Origin of the sequence: Amycolatopsis keratiniphila subsp. keratiniphila (assembly GCF_001620365.2) — a bacterium.
In the GTDB taxonomy this organism is placed as follows: domain Bacteria; phylum Actinomycetota; class Actinomycetes; order Mycobacteriales; family Pseudonocardiaceae; genus Amycolatopsis; species Amycolatopsis keratiniphila.
Window position 1 is genome coordinate 226,012 of the sequence record NZ_LQMT02000012.1, and the last position, 20,082, is coordinate 246,093.

Genomic DNA, 20,082 nt, shown 5'->3' on the forward strand with positions numbered 1-20,082 from the left:
CTGGAGTGAGAGCTGAATGCGTGCGCCCAAAGTGGATCCGGCGGAGCTGCCGCCGGACGAGCGGAGGAAGAAGGCCAAGGAGATCTGCTTCGATCTCCTGGCCGCGCGCCCGCGTTCCACGGAGGAACTGCGTCAGGCCCTCAAGCGCAAGGGCTTCGACGAGGAGACGATCGAGACCCTGCTCGGTAAGCTGGACAAGGCAGGGCTCATCAACGACGCCGAGTTCGCCGAGATGTGGGTGCGTTCCCGTCATGCCAACATGGGCCTGGCACGGAACGCCCTCGTGGCCGAACTCAAACGCAAAGGAATCGATGGGGATATCGCCGTCCAGGCCGCCGAAGAGGTGGATCGAGAGGCAGAGGAGCAGCGCGCCCGAGAGCTGGTACGGAAGCGCATGCGCTCCTTGGGCAACGTCGACGAGCAGACGGCGATCCGCCGCCTGCTGGGCTTCCTCGCCCGCAAGGGCTATCCCCAAGGGCTGGCCTACACCGTGATCCGCGACGAACTCCGCGAGTTCGGCGCCGAGTCTGCACTGCTGGACGACGCCACCCTCGACTGAGCTTCCTCACCTGAGCCGCTCGCCGGCCGCGCAGGCACCCTTGCCCGCGCGGCCGGCGTTTCGCGTTCCCTGGCAGTGCCGGGCACTTTCGCGTGACCAGACGGACGGCTCGGGACAGAGCCCGGCTACGCGCGTGTCGTCCGTCCAGTCACGCGTGTCGGCCACCTGATCACACGCGCCGTCCGCCCAGTCACGCGAAGGTGCCGCCTAGGCGCCGCACTCGGTGTTCCGCCTCCGATCACGCGAGTTCCGGCCTCAATCACGTGAGTGCGGTGCTGCGTCACCAACGCGCCTGAAGCACCGTCGAGTTTCAACCGAGATCACCGCGCAAGCCGAGCCCCGGCCCTGCAAACCTCGTGAGTGGCGTTTCGGGTTCTAACGAGAGGTAAGTCAAGCATGGCGTGATGGAGTTGGTGGCGAGAGCATGCTCACCACGGAGACCTGGCGCGCCCTTGACTGTCCACAAGAGACACATTCGGAGGTAAAATGCCCGATTTGGTCACTTTGCGCAGGGGTCGTGAGTGATTTGGGCGGTTCTAACCCTCATTATCACTCACGACCCCGTCCGGAAACGGACATAAAGGTATCAATTGGATGCCCGATCAGGAGTGTCTGCATCGCCAGTCCGGACTCACGTCGCATGGGCTTTCTTTCCCGTCTGAAGCTGGCGAAGAACGTCTAGTGGCAAACGCCACTCACGACCCCGGTGACTACGCGCCGTCCCCTGCCGCCACGGCAGCCTGGGCCGAGTGCCCCCGAACGACCCGGATCGCCCTCCGGCAGGCCGCTGAACAGTGCCGATACGACCGATCAGGAATCGAGAAGCGCCGGAAGCCCGCCGGGAAATAGCGTTACCGGCATGAACTTCATCGACGCCATCACCCTCGAAGTGGCCGACACCGAGGCCGCCGAACGCTTCTACACCACCGCCTTCGGGCTCGGCTCGGAACTGCGCTTCCGGGCGTCGCAGGAGCCGTCCACCGGCTTTCGCGGCTACACCCTTTCCCTCACGGTTTCCCAGCCCGCCAACGCCGACGCGCTCATCGAGGCCGCCGTCGCCGCCGGGGCGACCGTGATCAAGCCCGCCGCGAAGTCGATGTGGGGTTACGGCGGAACAGTCCAGGCGCCGGACGGCGCGATCTGGAAGATCGCCACCTCGGCGAAGAAGAACACCGCGCCCGCCTCCCGCGAGATCGACGACATCGTCCTCCTGCTGGGCGTCGCCGATGTGGCCGCGAGCAAGAAGTTCTACGTCGAGCACGGCCTCGCCGTCGGGAAGAGCTTCGGCCGCGTGTACGTCGAGTTCGATGCCGGTACCAGCCCGGTGAAGCTGGCGCTGTACAAGCGCAAGTCGCTGGCGAAGGACGCCGGCGTGGCCCCTGAGGGCACCGGCTCGCACCGCATCGCGATCTGCGGCGCCGCCCCGTTCACCGACCCGGACGGGTTCGCCTGGGAGACCTCGGCGCTCGCCGCCCAGTCCTGATGTGCCACTTCCGGATGCCCCCGCTCGCCGCTTACCAAGGAGAAACCACGATGAGCACCACGTACGAAGGATTCACGGCCGAAGAGAAGGCCGCGATGAAGGAACATGCCCAGGACATGAAGAAGGCCGCGCGCCGCGGCTCGGCCGCCGACAAGGCCGCGGCGGCGGAGCAGGACGTGGTCGCGAAGATCGCCGAGATGTCCGATGAGGACCGCGTGCTGGCCGAGCTGGTCCACGCCGTCGTGAAGACCAACGCGCCGATGCTCGCGCCGAAGCTCTGGTACGGCCAGCCCGCCTACGCGCTGGACGGCAAGGTCGTCTGCTTCTTCCAGGCGGCGGCCAAGTTCAAGACGCGGTACGCGACGCTCGGTTTCAACGAGGAAGCCCGGCTTGACGACGGCGCGATGTGGGCGACCGCGTTCGCGCTGACCGCGGCCACCCCCGCGGTGAAGAAGCGCGTCGCCGCTTTGGTGAAGCAAGCCGTCAGCTGACCGGAGTGGCAGCCCGTTTTACCGCGTGAGTGGCCACACGCGGGACGGCGGAGAAACTCTAGGCTCGGGTGATCACCGGGAGGACGGACATGATCACCATCGAGCCCTTGAAGCCCGAAGACCGCGAAGCCTGGGAACACCTGTTCCGCGCGTACATCGCCTTCTACGAACGTGTTGCGCCGCAAGAGGTCTACGACCGGGCTTGGCGCGAGTTCCGAACAGGGGAGCGGATGCACGCGCTCGGTGCCCACGTGGGCGGCGAGCTCGCCGGGATCGTGCATTTCCTGGTGCACCCCAGCACTTCCGCGCTCACCGATGTCTGCTACCTGCAAGATCTGTTCACCGCGCCGGAAGCCCGCGGCAAGGGGGTCGCGCGGGCGTTGATCGAGGCCGTCGCGGACTGGGCCCGCACCCGCGAATGCGGCAGGGTCTACTGGCACACCAAGGAATCCAACGCGACCGCGCGCCGCCTGTACGACCAGGTCGCGGTGAACAGGGGCTTCATCCAGTACCAGCTCCCGCTCTGAAAGCAGTGAAGGCCACCTTCGCGAAGGTGGCCTTCACAACACGGATCAGAGCTTCGAAGCCTCCGCCGCGAAGGCTTCGATCTTCCCGAAGTCCTTGGCGGCCAAGGCATCCTTCGGCGTCAGCCACGAACCGCCGATGCAGCCCACATTGGACAGCGCGAGATAGTCCGGTGCGGTCTTCACGGTGATGCCGCCGGTCGGGCAGAACTTCAGCCCGGGCAGCGGCCCGCCGATCGACTTCAGGTACGCCACGCCGCCGCTGGCCTCGGCGGGGAAGAACTTCAGCGCGGTCAGCCCGCGTTCGGCCAGCCGCATCGCCTCCGAAACCGTGCTCGCACCTGGCAGGAACGGCAGGCCGGTGTCGAACGCGGCGTCCAGCACGGCGTCCGTGCAGCCCGGGGTCACCAGGAACTTCGCGCCGGCGTCGGCCGCCTGCTTGGCGTGTTCGGGCGCCGTGACGGTCCCGGCGCCGATGACGATCTCCGGGACCTCCGCGGCGATCCGCTCGATGGAGGCGAGTGCCGCCGGGGTGCGCAGGGTCAGCTCGATCACGCCGATCCCGCCCGCGAGCAGGGCCCGCGCGGTGGGCACGGCGTCGGCGGCGTCGTCGAGCACGACGACGGGCATCACGGGGGACAGGCCGAGCAGGTCGGCGCCGGTGGTCACTGGGTTACCTCCACAGGGGTCAACGTGTGCGCCGGAGCGCCGAAGTGTTCCGGCGTGAGCGGTCCGAACACGCTCGCGCCCTGATCGGCGGGGCCGACCGCGCGGCGCAGCGCCGCGAACAGCTCCCGGCCGGTGCCGGTCCAGGATGCCTCCGAAGGCGGGGAGTCCACCAGTTCACGACGGGCGAGTTCTTCGTCACCCACGAGGACGTCGAGCGTCCCGGCCTTGGCGTCGAGGCGGACGACGTCGCCGTCGGCGATCCGTGCGATCGGGCCTCCCGCAGCGGCTTCCGGGGTCACCTGGATCGCCGCGGGGATCTTGCCGGACGCGCCGGACATCCGGCCGTCGGTGAGCAACGCCACCTGGTGCCCGCGGTCCATCAGCACTCCCAGCGCCGGGGTGAGCCCGTGCAGTTCCGGCATGCCGTTGGCCTGGGGACCCTGCTGGCGGATGACCACGACGACGTCGCGGTCCAGCTCGCCGGCCTCGAAAGCGTCCTTGAAGGACTTCTGGTCAGTGAACACCCGCGCCGGGGCCTGCACGATCCGGTGCTCCGGCGCCACCGCGGACACCTTGATCACCGCGCGCCCGAGGTTGCCCGCGACCATCCGCAGCCCGCCGTCGGCGGCGAACGGCCGCCACACGGGGCGCAGGACGTCCTCGTCGAGGCTGCGCGTCGGGACGTCACGCCAGACCAGTTCGCCCTCGGAGAGGATCGGCTCCTGCCGGTAGCGGTGCAGGCCCGGACCGGCGACGGTCTGGACGTCCTCGTGCAGCAGGCCGGCGTCGAGCAGCGTGCCGACCAGGAACTGGATGCCGCCGGCGGCGTGGAAGTGGTTGATGTCCGCGCTGCCGTTCGGGTACACGCGGGCGAGCAGCGGGATCACCGAGGACAGATCGGAGAAGTCGTCCCAGGTCAGCTGGATGCCCGCGGCGGCGGCGATCGCGACGAGGTGCATCGTGTGGTTGGTCGAGCCGCCCGTCGCGAGCAGCGCGATGACGCCGTTGACGACGGCCTTCTCGTCGATCACGCGCGAGACCGGGGTGTACTCCTCGCCGCGCGAGAGCTTCACGACGCGACGTCCGGCCTCTTCGGTGAGCACCCGCCGCAGCGGCGAGTTCGGCTGCACGAAGCTGGCCCCCGGCAGGTGCAGGCCCATCACCTCGACGACCATCTGGTTCGAGTTGGCGGTGCCGTAGAAGGTGCACGTTCCCGCCGAGTGATACGAAGCCGCTTCGGCGTCCAGCAAGTCTTCGCGGGTCGCCTTGCCCTCGGCGTAGAGCTGGCGCACGCGCGCCTTCTCCTTGTTCGGCAGGCCCGAGTTCATCGGCCCGGCCGGCACGAGGATCGCCGGGAGATGCCCGAACGACAGCGCCCCGATCAGCAGGCCGGGCACGATCTTGTCGCACACGCCGAGCAGCAGCGCCGCGTCGAACATGTCGTGGGACAGCGCGATCGCGGTCGACATCGCGATCACCTCGCGGCTGAACAGCGACAGCTCCATCCCCGGGCGGCCCTGGGTGACGCCGTCGCACATCGCGGGCACGCCGCCGGCGAACTGGGCGACGCCGCCCGCCTGGCGGACCGAGCCCTTCAGCAGCGCGGGGTACTCCTGCATCGGCTGGTGCGCCGAAAGCATGTCGTTGTAGGACGAGACGATCGCGACGCCCGGCGCCCGCGCGGCGCGCAGTGCCGCTTTGTCGACACCTTCCATCGCGGCGAAGCCGTGGGCGAGGTTGCTGCAGTCGAGGCCGCGCCGCACCGGTCCTTCTTCGTGGGCGGCGGCGACGCGCTCGAGATACGCGGCGCGGGTTTCGGCACTGCGGGCGGCGATGCGCTCGGTGACTTCGGCGATGATGGGGTGGACGTTCGGGGCGGTGCTCATTGTCCGGCTCCGGATCACTGGTCGTGGTGGTCCGCGGGACGGCAACGCTGACGTCGCTGGGTCGTGACAGTGGCCACAGTAACCCAGGGGAAAGCCCGAATCAAAATCGATACAGAAGATCGACTCGCGTGACCTCCGTCACGCCCCTAGGTTCTACTGTGCTACTTGTCACATTGCACAACGCGCGGCAGAGTCGGGATGGCGAGGAATCGCTTGCCCTCGAAGGCTCAAGCGGCCAACCGAACCGACCATCGGGAGGTACCGATGTCCACCACAGAGATCGCCGAGCTTCGGCGAGCCATCGGTCAGCTGAGGCAGTGCGTCGGCGCGCTGCGGTCCCGATACGGCGACGCCTCGGCGGTACGGCGCCTGGCGAACGACGTCGAGCGGCTCGACATCGACGCGACGGACCTCGACACGACCCCGAACGCGGTGCCCGCCCAGGCGAAGGCAGCCGACCGGGTCCAAGTTCCCGATACGCCCTACGACCCGGCGCTGTGGCAAGGCGCCGATGACGAAGGCGTCGGCGGCTACAAGCGCGACCAGCGGTGAGCGCCCCCGCCGGCAAAGAGGCCGGACGGGGTACGGGGGTCCGCGCGCCGTCGCGGGCCCTCATCGTCGAGAAAACGCTGCGCACCGACCGATGGTGGCTGTCCCCGCTGCTGACCGTCCTCGGCCTCTCCGCCTTCATCATCTACGCGACGATCAGGTCCTTCGTGCGCACCGCCTACTGGGTGCCCGAGTACCACTACCTGACGCCGTTCTATTCGCCCTGCGTCTCGGAATCCTGCGTCGAAGGCTCCCGGCATTTCGGGGCCTGGATCGGCGAACTGCCGGGCTTCATCCCGCTCGGCTTCCTGGTCCTGCCGTTCCTGCTGGGCTTCCGGCTGACCTGCTACTACTACCGCAAGGCCTACTACCGGGCCGTCTGGTTCTCGCCGCCCGCCTGCGCGGTCGCCGAACCGCACACGAAGTACACCGGGGAGACCCGGCTGCCGCTGATCATCCAGAACGCCCACCGCTACTTCTTCTACGTGGCCGTGGTCGTCTCGCTGGTCAACACCTACGACGCGATCACCGCGTTCCACGGCAAGACCGGCGGATTCGGTTTCGGGCTCGGCAACATCGTGCTGCTCGGCAACGTGATCCTGTTGTGGGCGTACACGTTGTCGTGCCACTCGTGTCGTCACGTGACCGGTGGCAGGCTCAAGCATTTCTCCAAACATCCGGTGCGCTACTGGATCTGGACCCAGGTGACGAAGCTCAACACCCGGCACATGGCGCTGGCGTGGACGACGCTCGGCACGCTCGTGCTGACCGATCTCTACGTGATGCTCGTGGCGAGCGGGGCGATTTCGGATCTGCGGTTCATCAACTAGCGGCGCGGGAATCTCCCGTCCCCGGCGACAAGCTTCGAGGTGGCTCTTTTCATGACCGAGGTCGAACGGCTCAACTACGACGTGGTGGTGATCGGTGCCGGCGGTGCCGGTCTCCGCGCGGTCATCGAAGCCCGTGAACGCGGCTTCAGCGTCGCGGTGGTGTGCAAATCGCTCTTCGGCAAGGCGCATACCGTGATGGCCGAAGGCGGCTGCGCGGCGTCGATGGGCAACGCGAACTCGAACGACAACTGGCAGGTGCACTTCCGCGACACCATGCGTGGCGGGAAGTTCCTCAACAACTGGCGCATGGCCGAACTCCACGCCAAGGAGGCGCCGGACCGGGTCTGGGAACTGGAGACCTACGGCGCGCTGTTCGACCGCACCGCCGACGGCCGGATCAGCCAGCGCAACTTCGGCGGGCACACGTACCCGCGGCTGGCGCACGTCGGCGACCGCACCGGGCTCGAACTGATCCGCACGATGCAGCAGAAAATCGTTTCGCTGCAACAAGAGGACTTCAAGGAGACCGGTGACTACGAGGCGAGGATCAAGGTCTTCGCCGAGTGCACGATCACCGAATTGCTGACCGAGGACGGCCGGATCTCCGGCGCTTTCGGGTATTGGCGCGAGAGCGGCCGGTTCATCCTGTTCGAGGCGCCGGCGGTGGTGCTGGCGACCGGCGGCATCGGGAAATCCTTCAAGGTCACCTCGAACTCGTGGGAGTACACCGGTGACGGGCACGCGCTGGCGCTGCGAGCCGGGGCGAAGCTCATCAACATGGAGTTCGTCCAGTTCCACCCGACGGGCATGGTCTGGCCGCCGAGTGTGAAGGGGATCCTGGTCACCGAAGGCGTCCGCGGTGACGGTGGGGTGCTCAAGAACACCGAGGACAAGCGGTTCATGTTCGAGTACGTCCCCGAGGTCTTCAAGGGGCAGTACGCGGACAGCGAGGAAGAAGCCGACCGCTGGTACACCGACGCCGACAACAACCGGCGCACCCCGGATCTCCTGCCGCGGGACGAGGTGGCTCGCGCGATCAACTCCGAGGTCAAGGCCGGCCGGGGATCGCCGCACGGCGGGGTCTTCCTCGACATCGCCAGCAGGCTGCCCGCGGAGGAGATCCGCAAACGGCTGCCGTCGATGTACCACCAGTTCAAGGAACTCGCCGACGTCGACATCACGAAGGAGCCGATGGAGGTCGGCCCCACCTGTCACTACGTGATGGGCGGGATCGAGGTCGACCCGGACACCGCGTCGTCGAGCGTGCCGGGGCTGTTCGCCGCCGGCGAGTGCTCGGGCGGGATGCACGGCTCGAACCGGCTCGGCGGCAACTCGCTGTCGGACCTGCTCGTCTTCGGCCGCCGCGCGGGCCTCGGCGCCGCGTCCTACGTCGCGGACCTGAAGGACCGCCCGAAGGTCAGTCAGTCCGATGTGGACGCCGCCGCGGCGATGGCGCTCGCGCCGTTCGACTCGCCGGGTGACGGCGTCGAGGAGAACCCGTACAGCCTGCACACCGAACTGCAGCAGTCGATGAACGACCTGGTCGGTATCATCCGCAAGGCGGAGGAGATCGAGCGGGCGCTGGAGAAACTCGGCGAGCTGCGCGAGCGGATCAAGCGGGTCACCGTCGAAGGGCACCGGCAGTTCAACCCCGGCTGGCATCTCGCCGTCGACCTGCGGAACATGCTGATGGTCAGCGAATGCGTCGCCAGGGCCGCGCTGATGCGGACCGAAAGCCGGGGCGGGCACACCCGCGACGATCACCCGGGCATGGATTCCCAGTGGCGCAACAAACTCCTGGTCTGCGCGGCCACGCCGGGCGACAACCCGGTGGTGCCGGAGATCGGCATCGAGGTCAAGGCCCAGGTCCCGTTGCGGCAGGACCTGCTGGAGCTGTTCGAACTGTCCGAGCTGGGGAAGTACTACACCGACGAGGAACTGGCTTCGCACCCCGGGAGTCCGGCATGAGCTACAAGGCGAGTTTCCGGGTCTGGCGCGGCGACGCCGATTCAGGTGAGCTGCAGGACTACAGCGTCGAGGTCAACGAAGGCGAGGTGGTCCTCGACATCATCCACCGGTTGCAGGCCACCCAGGCCTCGGATCTGGCGGTGCGGTGGAACTGCAAGGCGGGCAAATGCGGCTCGTGCTCGGCGGAGATCAACGGCAAACCGCGGTTGCTGTGCATGACGCGGATGTCGACCTTCACCGAGGACGAGGTCATCACCGTGACGCCGATGCGGACGTTCCCGGTGATCCGCGACCTGGTGACCGACGTGTCGTTCAACTACACCAAGGCCCGCGAGATCCCGTCGTTCACGCCGCCCCCGGAACTCAAACCGGGGGAGTACCGGATGCAGCAGGTGGACGTCGAACGCTCGCAGGAGTTCCGCAAGTGCATCGAGTGCTTCCTGTGCCAGAACACCTGCCACGTGGTGCGTGACCACGAGGAGAACAAGGAGGCCTTCGCCGGGCCTCGGTACCTGATGCGGATCGCCGAACTCGAAATGCACCCCCTCGACGTCGCCGACCGGCGTGACGAGGCGCAGGAGGAGCACGGGCTCGGGTACTGCAACATCACCAAGTGCTGCTCGGACGTGTGCCCGGAGGGCATCCACATCACCGACAACGCGCTGATCCCGATGAAGGAACGCGTCGCCGACCGGAAGTACGACCCCATCGTGTGGCTGGGGAACAAACTGTTCCGGCGGGACAAGTAGTCACGAGGAAGTCCGTGAAGGCCTCCTTCCCTACCCTGAGGGTAGGGAAGGAGGCCTTCACGACTCTTAATCGGTTGCCCCGACTCACTCGCCTGTCGCACACTTACCGCACACCGACCAAGGAGGACACATGACGCGACGTTGTTACGCTATGTTCCTTGGCATGGAAGAGAAACGTGGCTCCACGCCGCTGTCCTAACCGGATGTCGCGTACGTGGAGCCGCCCTTCGGGAAACCGAACCGGGCGGCTTTTTCTTTGCGGTGACCCTGACTTCTGGAACGAAGCAGTCCGGTGCGCATGCGTGCCGGACTGTGTTCCAGGCCAAGGCGCGTTGGTCCAGCGGAAGGGATACCGGGTTTTCACCCCGGTGACGTGGGTTCGACTCCCACACGCGCTACGCCCCGGCACGGCGGGGAAACCTGTTCCGTCGTACCGGTGCGGCGGTGTGGGGTCCGTGTGTCCCATACCGCCAGACGCGCACGGTCCGGCGACCGGCCGGGATTCATAGCCCCGGCCAGCCTGGCTCGACACCAGGGTGCGCGACTCAGCCCGTCTTGCGGGCGCTGTGCACGTCGCCGCTCTCGTGGCGGCGCAGAACGAGGTCCTGGAAACCGTTGTCCCGCAGTCCTTCTTCCAGGTTGAGCCCGTTCGTGGCGACGACCACCAGCAGCCCGCCCGTCACCAGGCTCGCGGCGACGCGACCGAGATGGGCGGCGGAGTCCAGGAAAGCCAGCACGATGTCGAAGGCGCCCATCACCGGCAGCCGGGCGAGCTGGTGGACCTCGTAGGAGATCCCGACGGGGTCGCGTTCCTCTTCGCGTTGGGCGGCCGCGATCATGGCCTGGTCGGCGTCGACGCCGACCACGCGGCGCGCGCCCTTGCTGCGGAGCAAGCGGGGATAGCGGCCATCGCCGCACCCGACGACCAGGACCGCCCTGCCCGCCAGGTCCGGCAGCGCTTCGAGCAGCGTCGCGGCCTGGTCCGCCATACGGCCGACGCTAGCCGAGCGGCCGCTGTCCCGACAGGACCAAGAGGCCTATCCCGAAGTACATGAAGGCCCCCTTCCTGTACCTGGGCGCAAGGAAGGGGGCCTTCATGTACTTACGGAGCTACAGCGACCGACCGGTGTTGAAGTCGGTGGCGTCGACGACGGACGCGGGCGCGTCGTGCACCGGCTTGGCGCCCTTGGGCGCCTTCTTCCGCCGCGCCAGCTTGTTCTCCAGCCACGACGCGAACCAGCTCAGGAGCAGGTTCAGCACGATGAAGATGATCGCGACGACGATCAGCGTCGGGATCGTGTTGCCGTAGAGACCGGTGAGCGGCCCGGTACTCCGGATCAGCTCGTTGAAGCCGATGGTCAGCTGACCGGCCAGCGCGGTGTCCTTCAGGATGACCACCAGCTGGCTCACCAGCGCGGGCAGCATCAGGGTGACCGCCTGCGGCAGCAGGACGGTCATCATGATCTGGGTCTTGCGCATGCCCAGCGCGGACGCGGCCTCACCCTGCCCCTTGGGCAGCGAAAGAATGCCCGCCCGGAACACCTCGGCCATGACCGAACCGTTGTAGAGCACCAGACCGGTCACCGCGGCGAACAGGGGCCGGATGTCGGCGTCGATGTCGGTGTAGAACGCGTAGAACGCCGCGGCGAAGACCATCAGCAGCAGCACCGGGATCGCCCGGAAGAACTCGACGACCGCGCCGACCGGGACCCGGATCCACTTGTGGTCCGACAACCGGCCGATGCCCAGCAGGGCACCGATCGGCAACGCGATCACGATCGACAGCGCCGCGGCCTTCAGGGTGTTGAGCAGGCCGGGCACGATGAACTCGGACCAGGTGGAGCCCTTGAGGAAGGGATCCCACAGTGCGCCGGCCCACTGGTTCTTCTCGTCGAAACCCACGTAGACGTAGTACGCGGCCAGTGCCAGGACGAGGATGAAAAGAACCGTGTAGAGCCAGTTCCGTGCCCGCGCCTTCGGCCCGGGGATGTCATAGAGAACGGTCTGCGCGCTCATCGCTTGACCTCGACCTTCTTGGCGACCCAGCCCAGCAGCAGGCCGAGGGGGAGGACCAGGACGACGAACCCGACGGCGAACAGGAGGAAGACCAGCAGCAGAGAGTCGGACTCGTTCTCTACCATGTCCGACATCAGCAGTGACGCTTCGGCGACACCGATGATCGACGCGACCGTGGTGTTCTTCAGCAACGCGATCATCACGTTGGTCAGCGGTGCGATCACCGATCGGAACGCCTGCGGCAGCACGATCAGCGTCAGCACCTGGAAGAAGCCGAGGCCCAGCGCGCGGGCCGCCTCCGCCTGGCCTACCGGGACGGTGTTGATACCCGATCGCAGCGATTCACAGACGAACGTGGCGGTGTAGGCGACGAAGCCGAGGATCGCGAGCCGGAAGGCGTTGTCGTCCAACGACGTCGTCGAGTCCGCCGAGGCCAGGTTGATCCCCAGGGTGGAGGACAGTCCCAGCGACGTGAAGACGATGATCACCGTCAGCGGGGTGTTCCGGAAGATGTTGACGTAGGCGGTGCCGAACGCCCGCATGATCGGAACCGGGCTGACCCGCATCCCCACCAGGATGGTGCCCCAGATCAGGGAACCGATGGCGGAGAAGAAGGTCAGCTTGATCGTCATCCAGAAGGCGCCGAGCAAGTCGTAATTGGGATTGTCGAGGAAATCGAACAAGGTGCTCAACCCAGCCTCGGTATGGGAACGGTGCGCCGCGGTACACGGCGCACCGTTCGATTCCTTCAGTTCAGCGGCTCAGCGAGCCTGGGGTCAGGAGATGGCCGGGGGCTCCGGGATCTTGTAGCCCGACGGACCGACGTTCTTCTCCAGGGCGGCCTTCCAGGCGCCGTCCTGCTGCATCTTCTTGATCGCGTTGTTGATCGCGGTGATGCTCTCGGCGTCGTCCTTCTTCAGGCCGACACCGTACTTCTCGTCGGTGAAGCCCTTGCCGACCAGCTTCAGCTTGCCGGGCTGCTGCGCGGCGTAGCCACCGAGGATGACGTCGTCGGTGGTCATCGCGTCGACGGTCTTGTTCAGCAGCGAGGTGACGCAGTCGGTGTACTTGCCGACTTCCTGGAGCTGAACGTCCTTGGCGTACTTCTCCTTGACGTTCTGCGCCGGGGTCGAACCCTTGACCGAGCAGAGCTTCTTGTTGCCGGTCAGCGACTCCGGGCCGGTGATGTCGGTGGAGTCGGCGCGCACCAGCAGGTCCTGGTGGGCGATGAAGTACGGGCCCGCGAAGGAGACCTCGTTCTTGCGCTTGTCGGTGATCGAGTAGGTGGCGACGATGAAGTCGACCTCACCCTTCTTGATCAGGTCCTCGCGCTGCGCGGACTGCGCTTCCTTCCAGGTGATCCCCGACTCTTCGACGCCGAGCTCCTTGGCGATGTACTTCGCCACGTCGACGTCGAATCCGGCGTAGGTGCCGTCCGCCTGCTTCTGGCCGAGACCGGGCTGGTCGAACTTGATGCCGATGGTCAGCTTCTTGTCGTTCTTGGCCTTCGCCACCACGTTCTTGGCGCCGCTGGAGCCGCTGCCGGCGTCCGACCCGCCGCCGCCACAGGCGGAGAGGGCGAGACCGGCCGCCACGACGGCCGCGCTCATTCGCAGAACTCGGTTCAACCGCATTGTTCTCAGTTTCCTTCCGAATCTTGTCCAGCCATACCGGCCGGCGGGGAAGACCTCAGTGGGTCAGGATCTTGCCGAGGAAGTCCTTGGCGCGATCCGTCTTCGGCTTGGTGAAGAAGTCGTCCGGGGTGGAGTCCTCGACGATCTCGCCGTCGGACATGAACACCACCCGGTTCGCCGCGCGCCGCGCGAAGCCCATCTCGTGGGTGACGACGAGCATCGTCATCCCGTCCTTGGCGAGCGTGGTCATCACGTCGAGGACCTCCTGGACCATCTCCGGGTCCAGCGCCGAGGTCGGCTCGTCGAACAGCATCACCTTGGGGCGCATGGCCAGCGCGCGGGCGATCGCCACCCGCTGCTGCTGCCCGCCGGAGAGCTGGGCGGGGTACTTGTCGGCCTGGTTGGCGATGCCGACACGTTCGAGCAGGTCCATCGCGGTCTTGCGGGCCTCGGCCGAGTTGACCTTGCGGACCTTCATCGGCGCGAGCATGACGTTCTCGACGATCGTCTTGTGCGCGAACAGGTTGAACGACTGGAACACCATGCCGACGTCGGCGCGCAGCGCGGCCAGCGCCTTTCCTTCGGCGGGCAGCGGAACGCCGTCCACCGCGATCTCACCCGAGTTGATGGGTTCCAGCCGGTTGATCGCCCGGCACAGCGTCGACTTGCCAGACCCGGACGGCCCGAGCACGACCACGACCTGCCCACGCGGCACCTCGAGGTTGATCTCCTTGAGCACGTGCAGGTCGCCGAAGTACTTGTTCACGGCGGCCGCCTTGATCATCGGCGCCGCCACCTCCGCGGTCATCTGGCCTCCAGGAGCGTTCGTTTGCAGGGGACTGCGGGGTCAGGCACCACGCGATGGCGGAAACCTACTCCCGTCGGACCGCTTGTAAAGGCGGCTTGACCAATACTTAGGGTTTCAAGTCCGTATCGTTCTCAAGCCACCGGACGGCCCGATCCGCCGCCGTCCGGCGCTGATCAGCCTAGACAAAGCGGGGGTGGCTCGTAACCGGGGTCACAGCAGATCTGTGACGCATCGTGACCATTACCGCCTGCGGCCGGTCGCTCACAGGGCCATCCGGCCCAGCGGTACGGGCAGCGCGAGAGGTGACTCACCCCATAGAGTCGTTCTTCACCTCGTCGCGGTGCGGGGACGGCGTGAAAGGGAAAACACGGGTGCGGGTACTGCTGGTGGAGGACGACGACCGGGTCGCGGGCGCCTTGACGCCCGCGCTGACCCGGCGCGGCCTGACGATCAAACGCCTGGCCTCCGGCGCCGGGGTGCTCGATCTGGTGCACGAGGTCGACGTCGTGCTGCTCGACCTTGGGCTCCCCGATATCGACGGGATCGTGCTGTGCCGCCGGATCCGCGCGGTCAGCGACGTCGCGGTGATCGTCGTTTCGGCGCGGGGCGAGGTCGACGACCGGATCCAGGGGCTGCGGTCCGGCGCCGACGACTATCTGGTGAAGCCCTACGACGTCGACGAACTGGTCGCCCGCGTCGAGGCCGTGCGCCGTCGCCGCGGGGAGCGGCCTGCCGCGCCCGAACCGGCCGGTGTCATCCGGGCGGGTGACGTCTCGGTCGATATCGGGCGGCATGAGGTGCAGGTCGACGGGCAGCCGGTTTCGTTGTCCCGCAAGGAATTCCAGGTGCTCGCGCTGGTGGTCACCGCCCGCGGCGCGGTCTGCGCCCGTGACCACGTGCTGACCGAGGTCTGGGGGCATCGCGGCCCGGCGGAGAGCCGGTCGCTCGACGTCCACGTCGCCACCCTGCGGACCAAACTGGGCAGGCCCGCGCTGATCGAGACGGTCCGCGGCGTCGGGTACCGCCTCGGCGGCGCCTACGGCCCGGCCGAGGAGGGCTGAGCCGGTGCGCGTCCGGCTCCAGGCGATCGTGCTGACGCTGGTCGCGGCGCTCGTGTTCGGCCTCGGCATCCCGCTCTCGCTCAGCGTGGCGGCCAGCGCGCAGCTCGACCTCTTCCTCGACCGGCTCACCGACACCTCCCGGTTCGCGTCGCTGGCCCAGCGCCCGCTGGTGGAGAACCGGCCGGACCTGATCGAGGACGAGCTCCGCCGCTACACCGAGGTGTACGGGGTGCCGGTGGCGATCGTCGACCAGGACGGCGAATCCGTCGCCAGGGGGCCGGGGGAAACGGACGGGATCGACCTCAAGGATCCCGTCATCGCCTCGCATCTGCAGCAGGCGCTGGCCGGGCGGCGTTCGGAACCCGGGCCGCTGCTGATGCCGTGGGCCACCGAGCCCCTGGTGCTGGCCGAGCCGATCCTGATCGACGGCGAGGTGCGGGGCGCGGTGATCACCGTGTCCTCGACGGACAAGGCGCGTACCGAACTGCTGTGGTGGTGGCTGCTCATCGCGGCTGGCGCGGTGCTGGCGTTCGGCCTCGCGCTGCTGGTCGCGGTGCCGGTGGTGCGCTGGATCCTGCGCCCGGTCCGGCGGCTCGACGACGCCACCGGCGAGCTGGTCGCCGCCGTGGTCAGCGGCCGCGAGGTCAAACGGGTGGGGGAGACGGGCGGCCCGCCGGAACTGCGGCAGCTCGAACGCTCCTTCGACCGGATGGCCGCCAGCGTCGACGAGGCGCTGTCGGCGCAGCGCGCGTTCGTCGCCGACGCCTCCCACCAGCTGCGGAACCCGTTGACCGCGTTGAAGATCCGGCTCGGCAACCTCGACGGGCACGTCGACGACGACCTGGCCGCGGCGGATCTCGAAGCCGCCCTCGTCGACGCGCGACGGCTCAACCAGATCCTCGACGAGCTCCTTTCGCTGGCCAGGGCCGAATCCTCGGGCGGCGAGCTGGTCCCGGTCGGCCTCGACGAGATGGTGGGCGCCCGGGTCGCCGACTGGACCGTCGTCGGCGCGGCACGCGACATCACGCTGGTCGCGTCCGGGCTGGGCGGCGGGCTGAGGGTGCTCACGCCCGCGCGCGGCCTCGAAGTGGTCCTCGACGCGCTGCTGGACAACGCGCTCAAATTCACCGAGCCGGGGACCGAGGTGCGGGTCGACGTCACCACGGCGGACGGGAAGGTGGACATCGCCGTCCGCGACCACGGCCCCGGCCTGCGTGACGACGAACTGGACCGCGCGGCGGACCGGTTCTGGCGCAGCACCGCGCATCAGAACGTGCCCGGCTCCGGCCTCGGCCTGGCGATCGTCACCGAGATCCTGGCCCGGTCGGACGGTTCGCTGCGGCTCGGTTCACCCGAAGGCGGCGGCCTTCAGGTGACCGTGACCCTGCCCCTAATCCTTGAGTGACCGGAAGTAACGCAACGCGCCCGGGTGCAGCGGCAGTGGAGCGGTCTCGATGGCGGGATGGACGTCGATCGACAACGCCGCCCCGGCCGCCTTGACCAGCTGATCCCGCGCGTCGAACAGCCCGCGCACCAGCGCCTCGGCGACGTCGTCACCCATCGACGTGGGCACCACCAGGAAGTTCGGCAGCACGAGCGTCGTCACCGGCGACGGCAGGTTGTAGGCGGTCACCGGGATGGTCGCGGTCCGGTACACCGGGCTGGTGGCCCGCAGCGCGTCCGCGAGATCGGTGATGTCGAGCAGCCGCAGGCCGACCGTGTGCACCTTCTCGGTGATCGACGGCGTCGGCAGGCCACCCGACCAGATGACGGCGTCGATCTGCCGGTTCTCCAGCGCGGGCAGCGCCTCGGGAAGGCCCAGGTTGCGCCGGTCGATCGCGCCGGTCAGCCCGGCCGCCTTCAGCAACTGCTTCGACAGGAACTCGACCCCCGAGTCCGGCGAACCGATCGCGACCTTGTGGCCGCGCAACTGCGCGAACGACTTGATCGACGAGTCGGCCCGCACGATGACGTGCAGGTAGTCGTCGTGCACGCGGGCCAGCGCGGCCAGCCCGGCGGTGTCGTCGGCGGCCACGTCGGCCGCCACGAACGCGACGTCGGCCTTCCCCGCCCGCACCCGTCCGACGTTGTCCGGCGAGCCCTGGGTCTCCTGGATCACGGGCCGCTCGGTGTTCAGCTGCACGGCCCACGCGTCGGCCAGCGCCTCGGCCAGTTTGTCGTAGACGCCCCCGTTGAGGCCCGCCGCGATCCGCACCTTCGTCCCGGACAGATCCGGCCCGCACCCGGTGACCAGGGCACAGACCACGGCGATCACCGCCGCGAGCACCCCTGGTCTCCTCATGAGGGTCGATCGTGCCATGGAACCCCGCCCGCGTACCCTCGAAGGCGAGATGAGCGCGCGCACTTACCAGATCCGCACCTTCGGCTGCCAGATGAACGTGCATGACTCCGAACGTCTTGCCGGGCAGCTCGAGGACGCCGGCTACGTTCCGGGTGACGGCGAGGCCACACCCGACCTGATCGTGTTCAACACCTGCGCGGTGCGGGAGAACGCGGACAACAAGCTGTACGGCACCCTCGGCCATCTGCGCCCGCAGAAGACCGCGAAGCCGGACATGCAGATCGCCGTCGGCGGCTGCCTCGCGCAGAAGGACCGCGGCGAGATCGTCAAGCGCGCGCCCTGGGTGGACGTCGTCTTCGGCACGCACAACATCGGTTCGCTGCCGACGCTGCTCGAGCGCGCGCGGCACAACGCCGAGGCCGAGGTCGAGATCCTCGAATCGCTCGAGACCTTCCCTTCGACGCTCCCGGCGAAACGCGACTCGGCGTACGCGGGCTGGGTGTCGATTTCGGTCGGCTGCAACAACACCTGCACCTTCTGCATCGTCCCGGCGCTGCGCGGCAAGGAACGCGACCGCCGTCCCGGCGAGATCCTGGCCGAGGTCGAGGCGCTCGTCGCCGAAGGCGTGCTGGAAGTGACCCTGCTCGGCCAGAACGTGAACTCCTACGGCGTCGAATTCGGCGACCGGCTCGCGTTCGGGAAGCTGCTGCGCGCCTGCGGTTCGGTGGACGGGCTGGAGCGCGTCCGGTTCACCTCGCCGCATCCGGCGGCGTTCACCGAGGACGTCATCGACGCGATGGCCGAGACGCCGAACGTGTGCCACCAGCTGCACATGCCGCTGCAGTCCGGTTCGGACCGGGTGCTGCGCGAGATGAAGCGGTCGTACCGGTCGGCGCGCTACCTCAAGCTCCTCGACCGCGTGCGCGAGTCCATGCCCGACGCCGCGATCACCACCGACATCATCGTCGGCTTCCCCGGTGAGACCGAGGAAGACTTCCAGGCGACGCTCGACGTCGTCGCGCAGGCGCGGTTCTCCAGCGCGTTCACCTTCCAGTACTCGATCCGGCCGGGCACGCCCGCCGCCGAGATGGACGGGCAGCTGCCGAAGGAGGTCGTGCAGGAGCGCTACGAGCGGCTCGTGAAACTGCAGAACGACATCTCCTGGGACGAGAACAAGAAGATCGTCGGACGGCGGGTCGAGCTGCTGGTGGCCTCCGGCGAAGGCCGCAAGGACACCGAGACCCAGCGCATGAGCGGCCGCGCCCGGGACGGCAGGCTCGTCCACTTCACGCCGACCGGACCGCTCGTGGACCGGTCGGTGCGGCCCGGCGACGTCGTCGAGACCGTGGTGACCTACGGCGCTCCGCACCATCTCGTCGCCGACGGCGACCTGCTGTCGCATCGCCGCACCAAGGCGGGCGACAACTCCGAGGCCGGGCTGCGGCCGAAGACCAACGGCGTGACGCTGGGCCTGCCGGGCTTCGGTGCCCCGGCCGTCACGCCGGAACCGGTGAGCGGGTGTGCACTGTGACCGAACCGAAGATCGACGAACTCGCCGCCGAGATCGACGAGGTCGGTGAGCGCGCGGCCAAGACGATCGAGCTCGGCAGGCGTGGATTCACCATCGCCGTGCTGGTGTTCGTGCTGCTGATCGCCCAGCTGCTGCCCTGGGTCGGCGAGCACGCCGGCTGGGAGGTGCTGCTCGGCCGGGGCGGCGGGATCCCGCAGCTGTTCGCCGCGACCTCCACCGGGATCGGGGTGTTCGTCGGCGCCGTCACGCTGGTGACCCGGCGCTGGTGGCTGGCCTGGGTCTGCGCCGCGGGCGGCTGGTTCGCCTCCGTCGACGGCATGCTCGCGATCTGGTCACAGCAGTCCTCGAACGCGACCGGCGCGGCCGGTGGCGGTCCGGGCTTCGGGCTGATCGTCGCCTGGATCGCCACCGTCGCGCTGGCCATCTACTGGATGCGTGCGGCCTTCTCCCGCAGCTAGCCGACCCGCAGGGTGAGGTTGCTGGACGTGTACGCGCTCGCGTAGAGCGTCGTTTCCGGGTGGTAGGCCCTCAGCGTGACCACCGCGCTGAGGGAGAAGCTCAGCTTCAGGGAGAACGTCGAGTTGGGCCGGCAGGTCGTGTCGGCGATGTTCACCCACACGCTGCCCTGAAGCTGCTGCACGATGATCGCTTCGAGGCTGTCGGCCGCGTCGCCGCCTTCTTGAGCCTGCAGAGTCCCCTTGAGGGTGACCTTTTCGTTGACCTTGACCTGCTTCTTGCTGAGCGAGGCGTCGAGTTTGACCTTCTTCTTGCCCGCTTCGGCGGAGACCGGGGCCGGTGCCGGTGCGGCCGTCGCCGACGCGGCCGGGGCGAGCCCGGCCACCAGAGCACAACTGATCGCCAGGGCGGCGAACGCCCGGCGTACTGGGGGAATCAGTGTCTGGTTCATGATCGAAGTCGACCACGGCCGAGCGCGGAGAGCGCTCGAATACGCACGAAGGTGCTAGCCATCCCTCCACAGTGGAGTGACGCGCGTGCCCGCCCCCGAACGCCATGAACGGTCC

Annotated in this window: 21 protein-coding genes and 1 tRNA gene; 13 read left to right on the forward strand and 9 right to left on the reverse strand. The window is 68.0% G+C overall.

What is annotated here, in order from left to right:
• Positions 1-31 precede the first annotated feature (31 nt).
• The 4 genes from AVR91_RS12710 (at position 32) to AVR91_RS12725 (ending at position 3,060) form a co-directional block, all read left to right on the forward strand.
• Positions 32-559 (forward strand): regulatory protein RecX, encoded by a 528-nt coding sequence (locus tag AVR91_RS12710; RefSeq protein WP_143253998.1) that lies wholly within the window; start codon positions 32-34, stop codon positions 557-559.
• A gap of 859 nt (positions 560-1,418) precedes the next feature.
• Positions 1,419-2,042 (forward strand): VOC family protein, encoded by a 624-nt coding sequence (locus AVR91_RS12715; protein WP_063275000.1) that lies wholly within the window; start codon positions 1,419-1,421, stop codon positions 2,040-2,042.
• Positions 2,043-2,092: 50 nt separating this feature from the next.
• Positions 2,093-2,533: an iron chaperone gene (locus AVR91_RS12720; RefSeq protein WP_063275001.1), complete on the forward strand. Its 441-nt coding sequence runs from the start codon at positions 2,093-2,095 to the stop codon at positions 2,531-2,533.
• Positions 2,534-2,622: 89 nt separating this feature from the next.
• On the forward strand, positions 2,623-3,060 hold the full coding sequence (locus AVR91_RS12725; protein WP_063275100.1) for a GNAT family N-acetyltransferase: 438 nt from the start codon (positions 2,623-2,625) through the stop codon (positions 3,058-3,060).
• A 45-nt stretch (positions 3,061-3,105) separates the two neighbouring features.
• Here the strand turns inward: AVR91_RS12725 and eda are convergent, their stop codons facing one another.
• Complete coding sequence (gene eda / locus AVR91_RS12730; RefSeq protein ID WP_016332712.1) at positions 3,106-3,726, reverse strand: bifunctional 4-hydroxy-2-oxoglutarate aldolase/2-dehydro-3-deoxy-phosphogluconate aldolase; 621 nt, start codon at positions 3,724-3,726, stop codon at positions 3,106-3,108.
• The gene (gene edd / locus AVR91_RS12735; protein WP_063275002.1) at positions 3,723-5,612 is read right to left on the reverse strand and encodes a phosphogluconate dehydratase; all 1,890 of its coding nucleotides are present in this window, start codon (positions 5,610-5,612) and stop codon (positions 3,723-3,725) included. Before edd ends, eda begins: the two co-directional genes overlap by 4 nt.
• 264 nt (positions 5,613-5,876) lie before the next feature.
• Here edd and AVR91_RS12740 point away from each other — a divergent pair, with 264 nt between their 5' ends.
• The 5 genes from AVR91_RS12740 (at position 5,877) to AVR91_RS12760 (ending at position 10,106) form a co-directional block, all read left to right on the forward strand.
• A complete protein-coding gene (locus tag AVR91_RS12740) occupies positions 5,877-6,164 on the forward strand; it encodes a hypothetical protein (protein WP_016332714.1) in 288 nt (95 codons plus the stop codon).
• Positions 6,161-6,991 (forward strand): hypothetical protein, encoded by an 831-nt coding sequence (locus tag AVR91_RS12745; protein WP_063275003.1) that lies wholly within the window; start codon positions 6,161-6,163, stop codon positions 6,989-6,991. The genes AVR91_RS12740 and AVR91_RS12745 overlap by 4 nt, the downstream gene beginning before the upstream one ends.
• A gap of 51 nt (positions 6,992-7,042) precedes the next feature.
• On the forward strand, positions 7,043-8,959 hold the full coding sequence (locus AVR91_RS12750) for a fumarate reductase/succinate dehydrogenase flavoprotein subunit (protein ID WP_063275101.1): 1,917 nt from the start codon (positions 7,043-7,045) through the stop codon (positions 8,957-8,959).
• Positions 8,956-9,708, forward strand: coding sequence for a succinate dehydrogenase/fumarate reductase iron-sulfur subunit (locus AVR91_RS12755; RefSeq protein WP_005164720.1), 753 nt, complete (start codon positions 8,956-8,958; stop codon positions 9,706-9,708). The genes AVR91_RS12750 and AVR91_RS12755 overlap by 4 nt, the downstream gene beginning before the upstream one ends.
• Positions 9,709-10,034: 326 nt before the next feature.
• Positions 10,035-10,106, forward strand: a tRNA-Glu gene (locus tag AVR91_RS12760).
• 147 nt (positions 10,107-10,253) lie between these two features.
• On the opposite strand, the gene AVR91_RS12765 is transcribed toward AVR91_RS12760, so the two are convergent.
• From AVR91_RS12765 to AVR91_RS12785, 5 genes are all read right to left on the reverse strand, one after another.
• Complete coding sequence (locus AVR91_RS12765) at positions 10,254-10,697, reverse strand: class I SAM-dependent methyltransferase (RefSeq protein ID WP_063275004.1); 444 nt, start codon at positions 10,695-10,697, stop codon at positions 10,254-10,256.
• A gap of 121 nt (positions 10,698-10,818) precedes the next feature.
• Complete coding sequence (locus AVR91_RS12770; RefSeq protein WP_063275005.1) at positions 10,819-11,724, reverse strand: amino acid ABC transporter permease; 906 nt, start codon at positions 11,722-11,724, stop codon at positions 10,819-10,821.
• Entirely contained in the window at positions 11,721-12,416 is a 696-nt protein-coding gene (locus AVR91_RS12775) for an amino acid ABC transporter permease (protein WP_016332719.1), read from the reverse strand. The genes AVR91_RS12770 and AVR91_RS12775 overlap by 4 nt, the downstream gene beginning before the upstream one ends.
• Before the next feature lie 84 nt (positions 12,417-12,500).
• The gene (locus AVR91_RS12780) at positions 12,501-13,358 is read right to left on the reverse strand and encodes a glutamate ABC transporter substrate-binding protein (protein WP_043847996.1); all 858 of its coding nucleotides are present in this window, start codon (positions 13,356-13,358) and stop codon (positions 12,501-12,503) included.
• Positions 13,359-13,413: 55 nt separating this feature from the next.
• Positions 13,414-14,142, reverse strand: a complete 729-nt coding sequence (locus AVR91_RS12785; protein ID WP_007029281.1) for an amino acid ABC transporter ATP-binding protein — start codon at positions 14,140-14,142, stop codon at positions 13,414-13,416.
• Positions 14,143-14,537: 395 nt separating this feature from the next.
• On the opposite strand from AVR91_RS12785, the gene AVR91_RS12790 reads away from it, so the two are divergent.
• Together AVR91_RS12790 and AVR91_RS12795 are read left to right on the forward strand one after the other, a co-directional pair.
• Complete coding sequence (locus AVR91_RS12790; RefSeq protein WP_063275006.1) at positions 14,538-15,227, forward strand: response regulator transcription factor; 690 nt, start codon at positions 14,538-14,540, stop codon at positions 15,225-15,227.
• 4 nt (positions 15,228-15,231) lie between these two features.
• Positions 15,232-16,632: a sensor histidine kinase gene (locus tag AVR91_RS12795; protein ID WP_063275007.1), complete on the forward strand. Its 1,401-nt coding sequence runs from the start codon at positions 15,232-15,234 to the stop codon at positions 16,630-16,632.
• Here the strand turns inward: AVR91_RS12795 and AVR91_RS12800 are convergent.
• On the reverse strand, positions 16,618-17,529 hold the full coding sequence (locus AVR91_RS12800; RefSeq protein WP_063275008.1) for a TAXI family TRAP transporter solute-binding subunit: 912 nt from the start codon (positions 17,527-17,529) through the stop codon (positions 16,618-16,620). The two genes, AVR91_RS12795 and AVR91_RS12800, sit on opposite strands and share 15 nt — an antisense overlap.
• 16 nt (positions 17,530-17,545) lie before the next feature.
• Here AVR91_RS12800 and miaB point away from each other — a divergent pair, with 16 nt between their 5' ends.
• A complete protein-coding gene (gene miaB, locus AVR91_RS12805) occupies positions 17,546-19,060 on the forward strand; it encodes a tRNA (N6-isopentenyl adenosine(37)-C2)-methylthiotransferase MiaB (RefSeq protein ID WP_016332724.1) in 1,515 nt (504 codons plus the stop codon).
• Positions 19,057-19,518, forward strand: a complete 462-nt coding sequence (locus AVR91_RS12810) for an Rv2732c family membrane protein (RefSeq protein ID WP_063275009.1) — start codon at positions 19,057-19,059, stop codon at positions 19,516-19,518. The genes miaB and AVR91_RS12810 overlap by 4 nt, the downstream gene beginning before the upstream one ends.
• Here AVR91_RS12810 and AVR91_RS12815 read toward each other — a convergent pair.
• Positions 19,515-19,967, reverse strand: a complete 453-nt coding sequence (locus AVR91_RS12815; protein WP_063275010.1) for a hypothetical protein — start codon at positions 19,965-19,967, stop codon at positions 19,515-19,517. The two genes, AVR91_RS12810 and AVR91_RS12815, sit on opposite strands and share 4 nt — an antisense overlap.
• Positions 19,968-20,082 lie beyond the last annotated feature (115 nt).

Coding starts and splice junctions, on each gene's coding strand:
- AVR91_RS12755 (WP_005164720.1), top strand. CDS start 8,956: ATGAGCTACAAGGCGAGTTTCCGGGTCTGGCGCGGCGACGCCGATTCA.
- edd (WP_063275002.1), bottom strand. CDS start 5,612: ATGAGCACCGCCCCGAACGTCCACCCCATCATCGCCGAAGTCACCGAG.
- AVR91_RS12725 (WP_063275100.1), top strand. CDS start 2,623: ATGATCACCATCGAGCCCTTGAAGCCCGAAGACCGCGAAGCCTGGGAA.
- AVR91_RS12720 (WP_063275001.1), top strand. CDS start 2,093: ATGAGCACCACGTACGAAGGATTCACGGCCGAAGAGAAGGCCGCGATG.
- AVR91_RS12780 (WP_043847996.1), bottom strand. CDS start 13,358: ATGCGGTTGAACCGAGTTCTGCGAATGAGCGCGGCCGTCGTGGCGGCC.
- AVR91_RS12785 (WP_007029281.1), bottom strand. CDS start 14,142: ATGATCAAGGCGGCCGCCGTGAACAAGTACTTCGGCGACCTGCACGTG.
- AVR91_RS12800 (WP_063275008.1), bottom strand. CDS start 17,529: ATGAGGAGACCAGGGGTGCTCGCGGCGGTGATCGCCGTGGTCTGTGCC.
- AVR91_RS12715 (WP_063275000.1), top strand. CDS start 1,419: ATGAACTTCATCGACGCCATCACCCTCGAAGTGGCCGACACCGAGGCC.
- miaB (WP_016332724.1), top strand. CDS start 17,546: ATGGAACCCCGCCCGCGTACCCTCGAAGGCGAGATGAGCGCGCGCACT.
- AVR91_RS12815 (WP_063275010.1), bottom strand. CDS start 19,967: ATGAACCAGACACTGATTCCCCCAGTACGCCGGGCGTTCGCCGCCCTG.
- AVR91_RS12750 (WP_063275101.1), top strand. CDS start 7,043: ATGACCGAGGTCGAACGGCTCAACTACGACGTGGTGGTGATCGGTGCC.
- AVR91_RS12765 (WP_063275004.1), bottom strand. CDS start 10,697: ATGGCGGACCAGGCCGCGACGCTGCTCGAAGCGCTGCCGGACCTGGCG.
- AVR91_RS12770 (WP_063275005.1), bottom strand. CDS start 11,724: ATGAGCGCGCAGACCGTTCTCTATGACATCCCCGGGCCGAAGGCGCGG.
- AVR91_RS12740 (WP_016332714.1), top strand. CDS start 5,877: ATGTCCACCACAGAGATCGCCGAGCTTCGGCGAGCCATCGGTCAGCTG.